Annotated in this window: 15 protein-coding genes; 2 read left to right on the top strand and 13 right to left on the bottom strand. The window is 44.0% G+C overall.

Annotation, left to right across the window (positions count from 1 at the left end):
- Window positions 1-51 precede the first annotated feature (51 nt).
- Complete coding sequence (locus tag G6053_RS11530; RefSeq protein WP_165306530.1) at window positions 52-1,512, bottom strand: hypothetical protein; 1,461 nt, start codon at window positions 1,510-1,512, stop codon at window positions 52-54.
- Window positions 1,513-1,995: 483 nt separating this feature from the next.
- The gene (locus tag G6053_RS11525; RefSeq protein WP_165306529.1) at window positions 1,996-2,382 is read right to left on the bottom strand and encodes a hypothetical protein; all 387 of its coding nucleotides are present in this window, start codon (window positions 2,380-2,382) and stop codon (window positions 1,996-1,998) included.
- Between the two features lie 50 nt (window positions 2,383-2,432).
- Between G6053_RS11525 and G6053_RS11520 the strand changes: the two genes are divergently transcribed.
- Window positions 2,433-3,311, top strand: coding sequence for a LytTR family DNA-binding domain-containing protein (locus G6053_RS11520; protein WP_165306528.1), 879 nt, complete (start codon window positions 2,433-2,435; stop codon window positions 3,309-3,311).
- Between the two features lie 221 nt (window positions 3,312-3,532).
- Here G6053_RS11520 and G6053_RS11515 read toward each other — a convergent pair whose 3' ends face one another.
- The 11 genes from G6053_RS11515 to G6053_RS11470 all read right to left on the bottom strand — a co-directional run bounded on the left by G6053_RS11515 (window position 3,533) and on the right by G6053_RS11470 (window position 13,984).
- Window positions 3,533-3,901, bottom strand: coding sequence for a hypothetical protein (locus G6053_RS11515; protein WP_165306527.1), 369 nt, complete (start codon window positions 3,899-3,901; stop codon window positions 3,533-3,535).
- A gap of 133 nt (window positions 3,902-4,034) precedes the next feature.
- Window positions 4,035-4,991, bottom strand: coding sequence for a type IV secretory system conjugative DNA transfer family protein (locus tag G6053_RS31015; protein WP_346774522.1), 957 nt, complete (start codon window positions 4,989-4,991; stop codon window positions 4,035-4,037).
- 132 nt (window positions 4,992-5,123) lie between these two features.
- The gene (locus G6053_RS31010; protein WP_346774521.1) at window positions 5,124-6,071 is read right to left on the bottom strand and encodes a YWFCY domain-containing protein; all 948 of its coding nucleotides are present in this window, start codon (window positions 6,069-6,071) and stop codon (window positions 5,124-5,126) included.
- Window positions 6,072-6,094: 23 nt separating this feature from the next.
- Window positions 6,095-7,402: a relaxase/mobilization nuclease domain-containing protein gene (locus tag G6053_RS11505; RefSeq protein ID WP_165306526.1), complete on the bottom strand. Its 1,308-nt coding sequence runs from the start codon at window positions 7,400-7,402 to the stop codon at window positions 6,095-6,097.
- Window positions 7,387-7,788, bottom strand: a complete 402-nt coding sequence (mobC, locus tag G6053_RS11500) for a plasmid mobilization relaxosome protein MobC (RefSeq protein WP_346774520.1) — start codon at window positions 7,786-7,788, stop codon at window positions 7,387-7,389. The genes G6053_RS11505 and mobC overlap by 16 nt, the downstream gene beginning before the upstream one ends.
- Window positions 7,789-7,971: 183 nt before the next feature.
- Complete coding sequence (locus G6053_RS11495) at window positions 7,972-9,582, bottom strand: hypothetical protein (protein ID WP_165306524.1); 1,611 nt, start codon at window positions 9,580-9,582, stop codon at window positions 7,972-7,974.
- A 20-nt stretch (window positions 9,583-9,602) separates the two neighbouring features.
- A complete protein-coding gene (locus G6053_RS11490) occupies window positions 9,603-10,898 on the bottom strand; it encodes a hypothetical protein (RefSeq protein ID WP_165306523.1) in 1,296 nt (431 codons plus the stop codon).
- A 33-nt stretch (window positions 10,899-10,931) separates the two neighbouring features.
- Window positions 10,932-11,543: a hypothetical protein gene (locus tag G6053_RS11485; protein ID WP_165306522.1), complete on the bottom strand. Its 612-nt coding sequence runs from the start codon at window positions 11,541-11,543 to the stop codon at window positions 10,932-10,934.
- A gap of 54 nt (window positions 11,544-11,597) precedes the next feature.
- Window positions 11,598-12,227 carry a hypothetical protein gene (locus G6053_RS11480; RefSeq protein ID WP_165306521.1) on the bottom strand — a complete coding sequence of 210 codons (630 nt, stop codon included), beginning with the start codon at window positions 12,225-12,227 and terminating at the stop codon, window positions 11,598-11,600.
- On the bottom strand, window positions 12,217-12,975 hold the full coding sequence (locus G6053_RS11475; protein ID WP_165306520.1) for a hypothetical protein: 759 nt from the start codon (window positions 12,973-12,975) through the stop codon (window positions 12,217-12,219). The genes G6053_RS11480 and G6053_RS11475 overlap by 11 nt, the downstream gene beginning before the upstream one ends.
- Before the next feature lies 1 nt (window position 12,976).
- Window positions 12,977-13,984, bottom strand: a complete 1,008-nt coding sequence (locus G6053_RS11470) for a DNA cytosine methyltransferase (protein ID WP_165306519.1) — start codon at window positions 13,982-13,984, stop codon at window positions 12,977-12,979.
- Between the two features lie 708 nt (window positions 13,985-14,692).
- On the opposite strand from G6053_RS11470, the gene G6053_RS11465 reads away from it, so the two are divergent.
- The gene (locus tag G6053_RS11465) at window positions 14,693-15,112 is read left to right on the top strand and encodes a DUF4262 domain-containing protein (protein ID WP_165306518.1); all 420 of its coding nucleotides are present in this window, start codon (window positions 14,693-14,695) and stop codon (window positions 15,110-15,112) included.
- Window positions 15,113-15,118 lie beyond the last annotated feature (6 nt).

Genomic DNA, 15,118 nt, shown 5'->3' with positions numbered 1-15,118 from the left:
ACGTTCCAAAGGCCATTATCTTTTATGGATAATGGCCTTATTTTATCATTTTTAAACGCAATAGTTTGTATTTAGCGGACACATATCTACCCATCCATTTACCCATGAAGCTGCGCCATATGCGCCCCGATAGGCTGGATGCTCAAATTGTCCTGCGCTGTCCCAGGTAAAATCTGAATTCTCCAAGTCTGTCAGCCCCAGGGTAAAATTAGGTGTAAATCCACTGCCACAGAAGTCCCCACAAAAACTGGAGTTGTAACCCAACGTGGAGATATCAGCAGAAAACTGATTACCAATTTGCTGACATCCGAGGCCAGAGCCTGCTATCCAGGATACCATACTTGCTCCGCATCCCGAATTACTTGTCCATGCGAGATTAGTTATAGCTCTAAAATCTGTTGCAGTTGCAAAACTCTGCATTGAATTGAACGAAAAACGTAATTGGAACGTACCGGTAGCAGTATTGGCAATAACATCATTAGCAAGATTAAGCCCATGCTGGTTAAAGGATGTTATGACGCTATTGTAAATTTTAGCAGAACCATTAGCTGTTACAAATATTCCGTCCTCGATATTACTGTTTCCTTGGCCGCAATAATTCCCGCCCATAAGTGTAGTGTTGGAAATGGTTGGATAAGTGCGCGGACTAGCTGTAACGGATTCATTAAGCAATACGTTTTTAATTTCCATTCCTTTAGCTGATGCCACCGGAGTAAGTGCATTCTGTTTTAACCCACTTAAATACTGACTTCTGCCACTATAACCGTATGACATTACAAAATCACTTCTTTTTGTTTTCATACTCACAATGTTTTTCAGATTTACGGTCCCGCCAAAGATACCCATGCCATCAAAGCCAGAATTACTGATTTGGATATGATCCAGAGTACTGGCGCTACCAAGGGATGCCAGTACGAGGCTGCTTTCTGACCTGCGGTCACTGCCGGAGCCCCCTCCTTTTCCAGCGAAATGGATCTGCACGTATTTAAAGTTTCCAACACTGCTTGCCGCAGCGTTGCCCCCTGCTGTGAAGCTGGCACCGTTGATCTGGATGGCCAGCGCATTACCCTGGTTGTTGGGCGCATTGCCCAAAAGATATACACCTGCCCAATCGCCGGCGGCACGGGAGCCTGGGTTCTGGTTACTGGTAAAGATAATAGGGTTAGTGCTCGTCCCTGTCGCATTTATGCTGGCGTTAGGTAGTACGATGAGTGCCCCATTGGTCGCCTTTTCGCCCTGGATTACAACGCCGGGCTGTATAGTCAGTGTCGTGTTGTTTACGACCACATTGCCCCGCAGCAGGTAGGCATTACCGGCAAGCAAAGTGGTTGGCGTACTGATCGTCCCTGAAAGTACAATTGGCGGACAACTTACAGCGACAGCTTTTGCCTTTTTGCCGGCTGTTCCATTCATGTCCCCAAAATCATTTTGTTTCTGCTTGTTGCAGGAAAGCACTGCGACTACTGCAATAAAGACCATTACAGCAGCAGCCATTAAATTTTTTCTTTTCATTTTCGTATTGTTTAGCCTTATGGCGATTATAAATAATAACGGAGGTTTCTTACCTGTTGCTTTTTACACAGGTTAGGGTGGTTGGTATAACGATTGTGTTTTCATAATGCCCTGGTTGTGGTTATGCTTTGCGCTTGGCGTGAACATCCCATACACACAAGCTGTTTCCTTTAAGGTAAATTTCGGAGCTAAAGGCAGTAAGATGCAAGTGTTGCAGATAAGTGTTCAATGGAATGCAAACAGGGTTAAAAACGGCCTTCTAATAGCCATTACAGCCGTTTTTGTGAGAATGGATAAATCAGCCTTCATAATAAAAATATGCTCAACTGCGGGGTTTGGAAAACGAACTGCTGTGAATCGGAAATGAATTGCACGAATTTGTTATTGAGCTGAAGAACCCACGTTTTCTGGGAAATCACAACCATAATAAAAATCCCCGGAAACTTGGGTATTCCGGGGCGTCCGATTGTTACCCACAGGTCCTTAGATGCCTGTTTCAATGGTAAGGCTACCGCTAAATGTATCGGTTACTGACTGGGTACCGGCAGTATTCTCTTCCTTGGACTTGATCCATTTTTCACCGGCCTCTGCTGATGAAATTTCCTCGGTACCCACGCCCGGAATATAGGCCACCGGCCAACGGTTAGCCACAGCGCGTGATGCCTGGTCCTTAAATATAGCCAGGAATCCTGGGTCCAGACCGATCAGGTAATTATACTGAGCGGCAGTAAGTTCAAAATTATCCACTATCCAGGTAACAATATCAACGGATATTAATGCAGCCTGGGCAAGTAGTGAATTGTCATCAAAAGCGTAAAGCTCTGTTGTTTTCTGATTTACACCATAGGGCGTTAAAGCTGGTTTGAACATATTTATTATATTAGTTTTTAATTTGTTTAATTGTTGTTATTGGAACGATCATGAAACAATCCCAGGACATTGAAACCAAACACCAGATGCCTAAGCTCCGTTATAGCGATACGCTGTTCCGGGTAATTATTTGTTTGCCGGTTGCTTTTTTTATTGTCCTGTTCAATATTCACGTCGATGAATTCCGGCTTGCAGCCATCGATATTAATTTTTGGATTGCTGTTGCCTGTAGCTACCTCATCGCCCTGCTCCTGCTATGGTCCGTAAACCGGATATCTTTCTACCTCGACCGGAAAGGGTATCATTGGCAGCAAAATACCGGGCGCCGTTTGATCATGCAGCTGGCCCTCGGATTTTTTCCGATGGCCTTTGCAGCATTTGCGCTTGCGACGTTTTACTTCTGGTCGGTTTATTCTGTTCATATCTTCGACACCCGATATCTGACCATCGATTATCCTATCGTCCTGTTATTTTTGCTGTTTGCCAATGCCTATTATGCCTTCTACTTCTTGTGGCATTATGCTGCTGATCTGGCAGAAAAGCAAAATCCGGCAACCAGAACATATCAAGCCGATGAAATACCTGGCGAAAAGGATTTTTTCCTGGCTCAGACCCTAAACGGGATCGAAAAAATACCGATCTCAGAAATTGCCTGTTTCAGAAGGCTGGACGTTGGTTATCAGCTTTGCACCTTTGACCGAAAGTATTTGCTAATAGAGCAGTCTTTAAGCGAAATAGAACCTGAGCTTAATTCAGTCCAGTTTTTCCGGGCAAACCGTCAATATATCGTCAGCCACAAATTGTGCAAGACATACCGTCCTCATGGCAAAAGCGGCCAGTTGGAACTGTACCTCGATCAGCCCTTAAATACAAAGATCATTGTCGGAAGGCCAACTGCAGCGAAATTCGAGCGATGGCTGAAACGATAAGGGAGGGCTTTTATTGAGGGCTATGGACGTTACTACGTTATTCATATTGGATCTGCAAAAAGTTCCGGAGCCATTTCCGAAACTTTAGCAAAATTGCCAAGTGCCCGTCGCCATTAGTGATACCTTGGCGGTAGCTACTGATTTTTATAAGAAATGGAATTTTAAAAAGTAAAAGGAAAAGTACTTTGCAGTACTTTCCTTTTTACGTTTGTTACCTAGAACTATATTCGCCTGTGCCCTTTACTCTGGGTTTTTATTTTCTTAGTTACACGTTGTTTCATTTCTTCGATAGCTTTCTGATCCATTTTCTGGAACTGATCTTTTTTTATGATGTCATAAATATGGCGTGTCTCAAACTCGATCCAGTCCTTATATTTTAGGAATTTTGTCAGTAGGACATTTTCTACGGTAGCGGTAATTTTATCCCCCTCAATAGCGGTAATTTCTGCCCAAAAGCGTTCCTTAAAGGCGCAGACCTTTACGGTATCACCTACCTTTAATTCCCTTAGGTCATTTTGGTCGGGAACTTCAAATGTATCCGGATGCATTTGCTTCATCTGCTGCGCATCGATAAATTCAATCTTTTTCATAATAGCATTGATTAAAGTCTCTTAGTATGTAATAGCCTTCTTTAATCTTCGGATGTTTCCAGTCCTTAGCAACTTTTCTAATTTCTCTTCCCATAATTTTTTGGAATTTTAGTTCAACATTAAATTCATATTATCACTCTCTTACAATCAGTAAGTGCGCCAGCTCCGGTGTTTCATAGATGCGCTCCATTTCTGATTCTATAAGCATTACTATGTCTTCTTTTATTTGCAGATAGTTCTGCTCTATCTCTGCAGGCGTGACTGTCCTCGGCTTGGGGATAGGAACATAGCTATCCATCTCTGCTTTGATTGCAGTATGGTCATTAATAATCTCGCAGTGGAAATTCTTAAGCTGGATTTTTTGCTCCGGGTTATCAGCTACCGCTCCCACAAATTCACCGGAGGAAAGTGACGAAATTGTTGATGCCGGTATAGCGGATTCTAACTGGGTGGATTTACTGATCGAGGTATCGCTCGCATTAATGGAAAGGCTTTCCCGCTCCTGCATGATCTTACCAAACCTTTCCGACAACGTCTTTGCAGTATCTCCCAGGACCTGACCCGAAATCAGGTTGCCAACGATATTAAAAATCACATCGGCGCTTTCTTTACCATAGTCCTTGCGTAACTGCGAGATATCTTGTACCGCCAAGGTGGTGGCTACTTTATTGCCACGGGCAGTCGCTATCGTACCTTCGATACCTGAAACGCCACCGATATATATGGTAGGAAATTCGTCAAATAACAGGGAGCTTTTCAGCTTATCCTTCTGGTTGACCAGTTTGAGCATCCTGGCCACATAAAGGGAAAGAACGGCACCGTAAACTTGTGTCTTTTGTGGATTGTTGCCGACGCAAACGATCTTTGGATCTTCCGGATTATTGATGTCCAGGGTAAAGTCATTGCCCGTTAGTACGTAATAAAGTTGTGGTGACGCAAGCCTCGCCATCGTAATCTTAGCAGAGGCAATCTGGCCTTCCAACTGCTCCATAGCACCATTGATGTAGGCAGTAACGAAAGGATTGATCAGCACCTCGATCTCCGGTTCGGTCCTGAGTACCGGGAACAGCTGGTCATAGGGCATCTGCATCAGCTCTATGCAATGGGGCAGCGTACAGTATTTTCCGTTTTTGTATTTGCGCAGGTACCAGATAATTCCCGTAAGGAAATTAATCGGCGACTCGACGAAGAAATCTCCAGGTTAGAGGGGTTACCGGGCCATTTAATTAAAAATGGCCCGGTAACCCCCGGTTTTTTTTATCCATTCGCGATTTAAACCAAGCATTATCGTCCTGCTGCTTTCCGTAGCATCCGTGATATCGGTCATACTTTCCGGGTAAAGGGGGTTGCATCGATGGTATATGTTATCGAAATCGATGACATAAAACTTTGGCTCGACCTTATACCTATGCTTATTTTTGAGATAGGCATTGTATGCAATAATCGACAGGTCGTCGAACTTGAAATCATATATAAAAAGCGTGAAGCCTTTAGCGATATGTTGGGTGATAACATGACGTATAATGAAATAACTCTTACCTGCCCCAGGGGTCCCAGTTACCAATAAGGATCGAAAAGGGTTAATAATATTGATCCACGACCTACGGATCTTTCCCTTAAGATTGTATTGCGCCGGCAGGTTTATGGAAAATTCATTTTCCAGCAGCCGCTCTTCCTGTGGGAAAGTTTCCTGGAGCTTATTGAATACATCGGTATTCAAACGGTTACGGATGATACGGGAAAGCAGGCTGCCACCATGCAGGATCAGCAGGTACCCGATGCCGGTGACGGTCATATAGATCCCGGCGAGCACTTCCACCGATGCCTGCATCCGGAGCAGCAGATAACTGATACAATAGGTAACCAGACCGATAGTAAAATAGCGGAGTGCCGTTGGCAGCTTGAGCTTCTCATCCTTCTTACCTTTGGAACCGACCAAGGAAACAATAAGCAAAAGCAAAGCCCCAAGCTTAGAAACATGGAAATCAGAAAATAGGCCGGTATTGCCTATCCGAAGAAGTACTCCCTGAATGGTCTTGTGGGTCAGCCCCCAGAGCTCAAATGCCCTGTAACAATAAACATAAAAATGAAGGAACAGTATCAGTATACTAACCTTCCTTATAAAATCAATGATCTTTCTTAATGCTTCCGCATTCTCCCCCGTATTCATACTTCACAATTTTAATTTCAGCTTCACGATTGCGACTGCTGCCGCGTTTTCTTTCTCTTCTTTCTTTTTTGCGGATCGAATGCGACCTGCTCATGCTCATCATAAAAAGCGATATCCAGTAACTGCTGAATAACCGGAAGTTCTCTTCCAGGGTGGGGTGGTGCTGCCTCCCTCCCGCTGGTTGAAGATGCCGGCTTCACTGCTGTATTTTGGCTCAGTGATGGCTTGTTCAGCGGCCCTTTTTGGCCCACTCGCCCTACCATTACATTTTTAGTTTCCCCGAGCCCTGATAGCTTTTCCATAAAAGCTTTCGCTCCATAGTCTTTGCCAACAGCGCTACCGTTGACGACGATCCGGGTTGCATTGTCGATAAAAGTGATACCATAAACCCCGGCAGCTTCGCTTTGCCTGAGCAGGATACGGATGCCATGGCGGTGGAGCCTTTGCTCAAATTCCTCCCGACTTGTAGCTGTACGCAGCTCCCGGTCCAGCAAATGTTTTAGCCGCAACACATAGGGTTTCTTCTGCTCCTTGCCAAGTAGGTATATCTTCTCGAGATTTTTAATTGTTGGCGATGAGTAGATGGAGCTGGCTTTTATAGGGATACCCACGCGCTCGCCATGCTCGTCCACCAAACTGTAGACAAGGCCGCCCTTGCTGTGCATAAAGGAGCCCTCCTGTCCCGGATCGGCAAGCACACCGAACTGTCCAAGTATAGCGTTGAGCTCGGGAAGGGAATTGAATTTATAGGTGCCAACCACCTCCCGGACAATAGCGGAAATAGCTGCCTTTGTCTCCCGCTTTCCATATACTGCCCGCTGCAGATCTGCAGGCTTTAGAACAAACGCCTGTTCCTTTTGCTGGTCTTCAGCTTTGACCAGGTTATAGGAAATCTCAAGGCTTTTGCGGGCGGGCTCAGAAAGTAGCTTACCGATATTGTGCGTTTCAATCCTATTTCCCCCCGCATCGATATTGACTGTAGCCAAATGAATATGGGGGTGAGCGGCATCGAAATGCCGGTAGACAAGAAACGGCTGTCCGCCAAAGCCGATAGCCTGCATATAGTCAGAAGCCAAACGGCAGAGCAGCTCATCGTCGAGCTTATCCTGCCTGGAAAAATTAAGCGTTATATGCAGCGCATTGGTTTTCGTCCTTTCATTGAGCGCCGTCAGTTTTTCAAATCTCTCCAGCTTATTTTTGAAAGAAAGTTCACCGGCATCACAAGGAAAACCTGAGGCCAGCAGCACTTTGGCCTCCGCCTGACGGACTTTCTGCTCATTATAGCTCAGGATGCCACGGATATTTTTTCCGCTTACTATCCTGGCAACCATAGCTTGGAAAGATTGGAAATGATACCGAGCAGTTCGGTCACTTTAAGGTCTGTCTGCTGATAGAGACGGGTAATTTCCATCGCAGAAAAGAGCTTGGCCTCGGCTCCGCTGGCATTATGGAACCGCCTGGTGACCTGGTTGATATTGACCCCGATTGCCTGGATCTGCTGCCGAATTTTGGACAGCTCTTCCATGACCATGTCCAGGGAAGCGTCCCTGGAAAGGACAACGATCTTTTTGTTATCCAGGATATTTCTGAGCAGCTCGCTCAGTGATTTTATTCCCTGGGACCTGAGCTGAAGGCTCTGGAGTTCCTCGAATTTTTTAGCGGTGATACGGGTATGTATCCTATGTGTAAATCTCTGCCCCTGTTCCATTTTTCCCAATTTTTTCTTTTACACTGCTCTGAACCTGTTCCATAAGAAAACCCGACTCCGGAGGGTTTTCGGTCTCCTTTATGCCGGCAGGCTAAAGGGGCAAGATGGGTTTGTCGACAAACCTACATCTTGCTAAAACCCGATTCAAAAAGGTTTTTTCGCCAATTCTGGCATTTATCAAATTCTGAAAAATTATAAGCCCCTTCCTTTACTCTTTTTGTTGCTGCTTTTAACAGATATCTTTCTGGGATCTGTCGCTGAAAGATGCCGGATCTCCCTCTGATCTACCGCATGACTTTGGTCCGGTGTCCAGTCAGGTTCAAGCTGAAAATTAAAAGGGATTTCCCGGCGGTTGCTGTCAAAAATGCTGATGCCATCAACATTTTCAGTAAGCTCAAGGCGGATAATTTGATCGTTATTTGCAGGCATCACCACCGCCTCTCCGTTCAATAATTGGCGCAGAATTGTTTCCTTTCTGTATTCGGGAACAGGAATCATATCATATATAGAGCCCAGTTGCTTTTTTGAAATTGCCTCAAAGGTTTCCAATTCTGCCTCCCTTCCGTCAGCTGGCGAGATCAAACGCTGCCAGATTCCATGCTCCTGATCTATTGCCAGTTGCTTCCATACCGGGCGTCCGGAAAGTAAGCCTATGGCTTTGTCTACTTGAATATTTGAGGAAAACTGTGCTTCCTTTATTGGTAAGCTTAGAAGTCTTTCTTTTGCTCGTTCACTTATAAAATCCTCAAAAATTGGAGCGCAAAGCCAGTGCTTGAGCATCAATAAATCGGCCGCTTCTTGTCCTTCCTGATAGAAGGTCATCCGGAACAGCTCCTCCTGCAATAGCTCTATATCCCTGGGGAACCAAACCTCAGCATTCTTTTCGGTAAAGGCGATGTCTTTATCCTCCCTCCAGTTTATTGTGCTCATTTTTTTATCCAACCGTTCTGAATCTACTCCGTTAAATGTGCCATGATTTATGTCTGGGAATTGTACGAGACCCAATATGTAACTATCGAGATTGTACCATCCATTATCCAGAAATACGGGAACCTGCAGCGTGCAATATTGATGTTGATTCGAAAAGGAGAACGTTAACTCTGCTTTTTCAGGTTTAAATTTGAGCCTTCTATAGACTTCGCTTTCGACAGATGGTTCTGCGATTTGGGAAGCGCCAAGATCGCTAAATTGCATTTTAAGTGAATCGGTTCTTTCGGAAATGATCAGGAATGCCAGCTGCGCGGTCATATTGGGATATTCCTTCAGGTCGAAGCTATAATCATGCTCATACAAACGTCCCATTCTTTCAGGCTCCTCAGAAAATTTACTGAAAACCTCCAAGGGCCAGTGCTTGTACATTAACGATTCGCCTGTAAATTTTGCCTGTAAGGATTCCGATAAGAGAAGTTGGGCAAGTCCGTCTATACAATGGGGAACAATTGCCAACGCTTCATAGGCAGCTCCCTCATTTGATTTACTCTCCCAGTATTTTGACCAATTTACTTCCGTCATGTCCCGGTCAAGGTCGTTGGAATTTATTCCGTTCACTATTATTTTATCAATATCCACAGGCATGCGATGATTCGCATGAATGGAAGTGAGTTCGTATCCAAGGCTGCTTTCAAACCATTGAAAATTTAACTTATAATACATCCGCTCCGCTCCAAATTCTTTTTCTATGGAAATTGAGAATCGAGGCAGGCCATAGGACATATTTCTATCAATATCCAATCTGAGCTGGTGATCATCAAACCCTCTGCTGGCAAGATTTTCCAAAATTTCCTGCATCTCCTGTTCGTTCATAGTCTCTGTTTTAAGATTGGTTAAATCCCACGTCCTTTGCGTTTTTTATTCTTTTTTATGTGAGCCAGCTTAGGTTCTGTTCGGGAAAACGTTTTCTGCGCTGCGGGTGGAGATTGTTGCTCAAGCCTGAAATTGTAAGGAATGGTATCGCCATTTGTGGCAGTAAGTTTGAGGCTCCTGGTGTCCATATCGATGCTAATTTCAACCTCTGTTTTTTGGAGTCCATGCAATGTAGTCAGGCATTTGTCGCCCGACAATAATTTGGACAGTAAATGATCCTTATGCATATCGTCCAGGGGAAGCATGGCAAGAAATGTCCGTAATTCATTTTTCGAAGGACCATCTTTGGGCTGGAGTTCCGTTTTATTTTCATGTGTCACAAACTGGTGCCAGGTAGTATATTCCCTGCTCTGTTTGGGCCCATCTAGCATGGCTGGCCTGCCGCATAGGAGATTATATATTCTCCTGGCTTCAGTATCCAGCGGAAATGTATGAGCAACTTTGGGGAGTTTATGGAAAAGTTCCCAGGCGTCAGCATGAATATGGGCGTCAAAGAATGGAGTATTTATCCAATGGTGAAGCTGGAGATTAAGTGCTAGGTCTCTACCGTTTTCGTCCCATAGCAATAGTTCCATAGCATCTAGGATATCCATCGCTTCGGGAGTGGGGTGGGCCATACCTTGCTCATCGAACGTGTATAAATTATCCCGTTCCCAATCGATGGCATCCATTTTGGCTGCCAATTCCGCAGTATTAATTCCATTGTAAATCCCATGTTTAAAGTCAGGATATCGGGTAAAAGTAGCGTCTATTTGTGTGGCCTTAAATTCCTTACCATCTGAAGTGACCCTGATCTCATAATCAATAATTCCCTCACTCCCGTTTTTGGATGCCCGACATACAAAATGATCCGGATTACGGCTTAAGATACTTTCTAAAAATCCATACACATCGGTATTGGTAAACTCAGTGATACCACTACTGAGTATCAAAACCTGTAGCTGCTCCATCCTACCTGAAAGGATATGAAAGGCAAGATTGGCATCGGCAATCCCCCAATCGGAAGCGATAAATTCCCGACTGCTTTCATTGTCCTGCCCAGGATTATAAGTCGCTCTATATCCCTTCCACCTGTAATTGTCAAACTGATGATCCCAGCCGAAATCCAAACGATAATCCATCCTTTCTCCACCAAAATCTTTTCTGAACCCTACACTGAACTGAGTGACCGCATTACGGTATTCCTTTAAAAAATCTTTTGGCTCAAACCCTTTTAATTTCAGGTATGCTAGTATTTGCTCTGCTTTCTCTTCCATCTCTACAGCATTTCTGGTTTACAAATGATCTTTTTAAATGCCATTGCCTTTTCTCTTTTGAGGGGCCTGCTTCATCACATACTCCGCACTCTGCTTTATAAATTGATCTTCCTTTAATCCTGAGGCTTTTAAAATACTTACCGGTATGTTACTGTTAACCACTTTTTCGTTGTCAGAAAGAGTTGGAAGAACATCCCTGATAATTGTTGCCTTCAGCATATCTGTGCCGTTCTCGGTTTTTGTAAGGATATCAATGGGTGCTTTTGTCCTGACTGTTCGGATATACTTTGGAGGCTCTCCGATTACAATGTTCTGTTTCATGACCACGTCTACCTTCTTAAAATACTTGGAATGTTCAAGTCTTTCCAGATGTGCCGAGAAAAGGTCACCTATAAGGGTTTGAAGACTTTGTGTACTTTGCTGTGGCTTGCCATCGACCACAATAGATTTGGCAGGGAGTTTTGCGCAGTATTTTTCGGCCTTTTCTATGAGGGCCTGCCCTTTTTCATTTAAAGGATAATATTGCGTGCCCAAATGATTGCTGACAACATTTCCGGCCTTAATGCCATCAATCACCAGGTTTGCCGCAAACGAATGGGTGTCGATCCTGGGGTTAAAACTTACCTTCTTAATTTCAATTTCCATGTTCTAAAAATTATGTTCTGGTCTTAATGGAATACTTCCCAATCCTTCCTTGGGTTATAGCGATCTTCCTTTATTTTGCTTCGGATTTTTTGCAGTCTGCATCTTAATCGCTTTAAGATCGAGGTATTGACCTTTCGCCAATCCCGCTGCTTTCAAGATATGTTCCGGGATATTTTTATTGAGCACGATGTTGCCATCGTTAAGGAGCGGCAGTATTTCCTTTTTTATTGCTTCTATTATTGTTTCATCACCCTTCGGTTTACAAAGGATTTGCAGGATGGAGATCTTGTACCTATAAGCTGCAATAACGTTCTTGTCTGGTTTTCCTACAACGATGCCATCCATGCAAAGTTTGTCAACCCGGTTTCTGAATTTCTGTAGTTCCTTCTCATTGACGAAATCATCTATAATACGGCCAATGTAGCTTTCAAGGGTCATCTCATAAGTGTGGGTATTACCACCAATGGTATATTCCTCCCTTGGTAAACTCATGCAATATTGTTCAGCTTCTCTAATGGCTTTTCGTCCCTCCTCTGTAAGGGATCCGTAAGAAATAGGATCACCATGCCCGTAATTAGAAGCTTCTCCAACCTTTTTCCCGTCTATATACAGGTCAGCATTAAATGCATTCGTTTCCTCGCTTTGACGGGAATAATATTGGATCCGTTTTAATTCAATTTTCATAAGCTCCTGTTTTGTAATTGATTTTTTGAAATGGTGCTAGTATCCATCTGATAGGAAAACCCATCATCTCAGCAACAAATAGCGGATTGAGTTTGCAGCACTTGCCGGATATACCATTGATGGCATCATTGAGTGAATTGGTTGCTGATCTGCCTGCCAATGCAAGTGTGTCCGGATGTCTGCCACCTTTATAGTCCCTTGTCGTAGGCGTCGGTAGAAGCCTAAACATATAAGGTACCTGGCTCCAGCTTTTAAATTCCTTAGGTAGCATACCCATGCTAAGCTCTACAGCTTGTGCCAAGCCAACAGAAACTCCGTGGTTGCTGTGAGATGTTCCGATTTTTTGAATTGCATTTCTACTATTCCTATTGGATCCGGTTGTCGGCGTCGGCAAAAGGTTTGATTTGGCCAGATCGCAAAGATTAGCGCTGTACCTGGAAGAGTTTTCTCGAAATTTCATCCGCCCCTGAACTTGCTCGCCATTCCTTGAGCTATCGATCGCTACTATAGTCGGTAGCATTCGGGTGGCATTGCTGGAGGCAAGCAGTTTCGGGTAAATCCTGCCGCTACTGGTCTTTTTCACCGTCCATCTCAGAGCGCAGCGGCTGGACTGCCAACAGGACTGTAAAAGCAGCAATTTCGAAAATACCGGTTGCCAGGTTGACGAAATACCCACCAATACATTCAGACACTGTTCAGCGTCCCTTGCTCTACTGTTTACAGTTTGATTATGTTCCGACTTCTTCATCTCAACAGAATTTTAAATCGTACATCATTTGGATCGTTTGAAAGATCTGTAGTGCCACCTTTGGCACAATAGCATTTCCCATTGCCTTGATACTCTCCTGCCTCCATTTTGAAAATGTTATGGGCTTTTGTGGATACGGGATCCCCTCAAAAAGGGTCTCACTATCCACTGGGTAGGAAAGCCCATCATTTGGGTAACAAACAGGGGGTTCAGTGGGGAACATGGCCCAGGGGTCTCCAGGACACTCTTGCCTGTTACAAACCTGGTTATCGATGTTGCTGTCATTGCATCTTGGCTTATCAGTCTGACCAGTCGTGCCAGGCCCACACTTCCCGACTTGCCATTGCGGTTCATTTTTCTGGGCATCCCGGATTTTGTTATCCAATATCGGTCCTCCTTGCCCAATATCGCCCCCATTAATGCGTCCGAAGCTAAAGGAGTCGGCAATAAACCCAGCAATATCCTTTGCGCCACAGATGTTATCGGGTAGCGATCCAGGGCCTTTGTATCTCCGGCAGGCAACGATCCATACACGCTCCCTTCTATGTGGGGCGCCGACACCTGCAGCCGGAAGTACATACGGTTGTACCTGGTAACCCTGGTTTTCCAAATCAGTCCACACCTCTTCGAGTACCATGCCCCCGTTCCAAGAAGTAATGCCGAGAACATTTTCTGCCACAACCCACTCCGGTTGGGTCTGGCGGATGGCGCGGAGCATCTCCGGCCACAGGTACCGGTCATCCTCTTTGCCACGCCGTTTTCCTGCGAGACTGAATGGCTGGCAGGGAAATCCGCCTGTAAGCACATTGATTTTTCCTTTAAAGGCGCTGAAATCTGTTTGTTTGATATCGGCATAACTTTTTGTTCTTGGAAAGTGGTATGCCAGCGTTCTACGACAGAACGGATCGACCTCGCAGTTAAAAACATTTATCCACCCGGACCATTTGGCTGCTAAATCAAAGCCACCGATTCCGCTGAATAAACTCCCATGTTTTATTTTCTTTTTCATCTTCCCTCCTTTTCTTGCTGGCATGCCGGGTGGTACAATTATGAAGGCAAAAGTGGAAATCTGGCAAGTGGGAAAATGATACTTTGGTAGTAGCTACCTTTTAATTTTAACAACTGATTATAGATATTCTATTTATAAAGTGTTATTTTTATAATGTAAATAGCTGATAAATAAGCAATGGAAATTATTATATTGATTATAGGGATCATTTTTGTTGCTGGGTGGCATAGCACTTAATATTTCTATAAACCGCCGACGGTTTTATAGAAGAGGGCCGGGAGGCTTACAGCATTTTGAAAGCTATGGAAAAGCAGTTGGCAAAACTTTCCTGGAAAGGATTGGAAAAATTATTGCTTTTCTGCTCATAGTTATTGGACTCTTTTCACTGCCTGCTATTTTTTGCTACCTGAGCTAAAACATGAAATAGACCGCCAGCAGACAGTAAAGCCCGACGGCAATTAAATGCTTTCAAGGTTTTGAAATAACAAAGCTCAAAAATCTTGTCCCTTACCGCTTTTAATAACCTCTTAATCTATCGATACTTGGTGCTTTATACTATGTGTATAAAAATTACAATTAGTGTGTTAAAAAGGCCATGGAAGAGTAAAAATTATACAAACTAGCCATGAAAATAGACCGTTTAGGAGGTATTCGGCAGCACGTTTCCTACCTTTGGTTACATTCAATTAAGAAAATAACCCACTGATAATGAACTCTTTTTATTTTGATGATCCCGAGAGAAAACTTGACGCCTGGAGCAAGGATATGATGGACAGACATGGCTGGTATGTTCATTTTATCCCCAATGACAATGTTTTTCCAAACAAAATCAATTTTCATACCCATGGCCTGCCTGAATCGTTTGGCCACCCGGATCTGCAGATCTGTTTTCCGATTTCCACGGAAGGTGCCCATCAAATACTGAGTTATATTATAGATCGGATTAAAAGCGGTGAACAATTCGAGCCTAATCGACAATATGAAAAAATAATTGGTAACAACTTGACGGTCGAATTTATCGAAGCTATGGAATGTAACCGTAAGCTTTTGCGGATTGTGTTTCCCAATAAGGATGGTAATTATGAGGGGGAAGTATTTAGTGCCCAGTTCGAATATACAGGTATATAAGGAGAC

Origin of the sequence: Sphingobacterium sp. DR205 (assembly GCF_011064245.1) — a bacterium.
Taxonomy (GTDB): domain Bacteria; phylum Bacteroidota; class Bacteroidia; order Sphingobacteriales; family Sphingobacteriaceae; genus Sphingobacterium; species Sphingobacterium athyrii.
The sequence above is the reverse complement of the archived record's forward strand: the minus strand, read 5'-3'. Positions and strand labels throughout refer to the sequence as shown.

Excerpts from the sequence above, each read along its gene's own strand:
- G6053_RS11530 (WP_165306530.1), bottom strand. The coding sequence starts at position 1,512 with ATGAAAAGAAAAAATTTAATGGCTGCTGCTGTAATGGTCTTTATTGCA.
- G6053_RS11525 (WP_165306529.1), bottom strand. The coding sequence starts at position 2,382 with ATGTTCAAACCAGCTTTAACGCCCTATGGTGTAAATCAGAAAACAACA.
- G6053_RS11520 (WP_165306528.1), top strand. The coding sequence starts at position 2,433 with ATGAAACAATCCCAGGACATTGAAACCAAACACCAGATGCCTAAGCTC.
- G6053_RS11515 (WP_165306527.1), bottom strand. The coding sequence starts at position 3,901 with ATGAAAAAGATTGAATTTATCGATGCGCAGCAGATGAAGCAAATGCAT.
- G6053_RS31015 (WP_346774522.1), bottom strand. The coding sequence starts at position 4,991 with ATGCAGATGCCCTATGACCAGCTGTTCCCGGTACTCAGGACCGAACCG.
- G6053_RS31010 (WP_346774521.1), bottom strand. The coding sequence starts at position 6,071 with ATGAATACGGGGGAGAATGCGGAAGCATTAAGAAAGATCATTGATTTT.
- G6053_RS11505 (WP_165306526.1), bottom strand. The coding sequence starts at position 7,402 with ATGGTTGCCAGGATAGTAAGCGGAAAAAATATCCGTGGCATCCTGAGC.
- G6053_RS11495 (WP_165306524.1), bottom strand. The coding sequence starts at position 9,582 with ATGAACGAACAGGAGATGCAGGAAATTTTGGAAAATCTTGCCAGCAGA.
- G6053_RS11490 (WP_165306523.1), bottom strand. The coding sequence starts at position 10,898 with ATGGAAGAGAAAGCAGAGCAAATACTAGCATACCTGAAATTAAAAGGG.
- G6053_RS11485 (WP_165306522.1), bottom strand. The coding sequence starts at position 11,543 with ATGGAAATTGAAATTAAGAAGGTAAGTTTTAACCCCAGGATCGACACC.
- G6053_RS11480 (WP_165306521.1), bottom strand. The coding sequence starts at position 12,227 with ATGAAAATTGAATTAAAACGGATCCAATATTATTCCCGTCAAAGCGAG.
- G6053_RS11475 (WP_165306520.1), bottom strand. The coding sequence starts at position 12,975 with ATGAAGAAGTCGGAACATAATCAAACTGTAAACAGTAGAGCAAGGGAC.
- G6053_RS11470 (WP_165306519.1), bottom strand. The coding sequence starts at position 13,984 with ATGAAAAAGAAAATAAAACATGGGAGTTTATTCAGCGGAATCGGTGGC.
- G6053_RS11465 (WP_165306518.1), top strand. The coding sequence starts at position 14,693 with ATGAACTCTTTTTATTTTGATGATCCCGAGAGAAAACTTGACGCCTGG.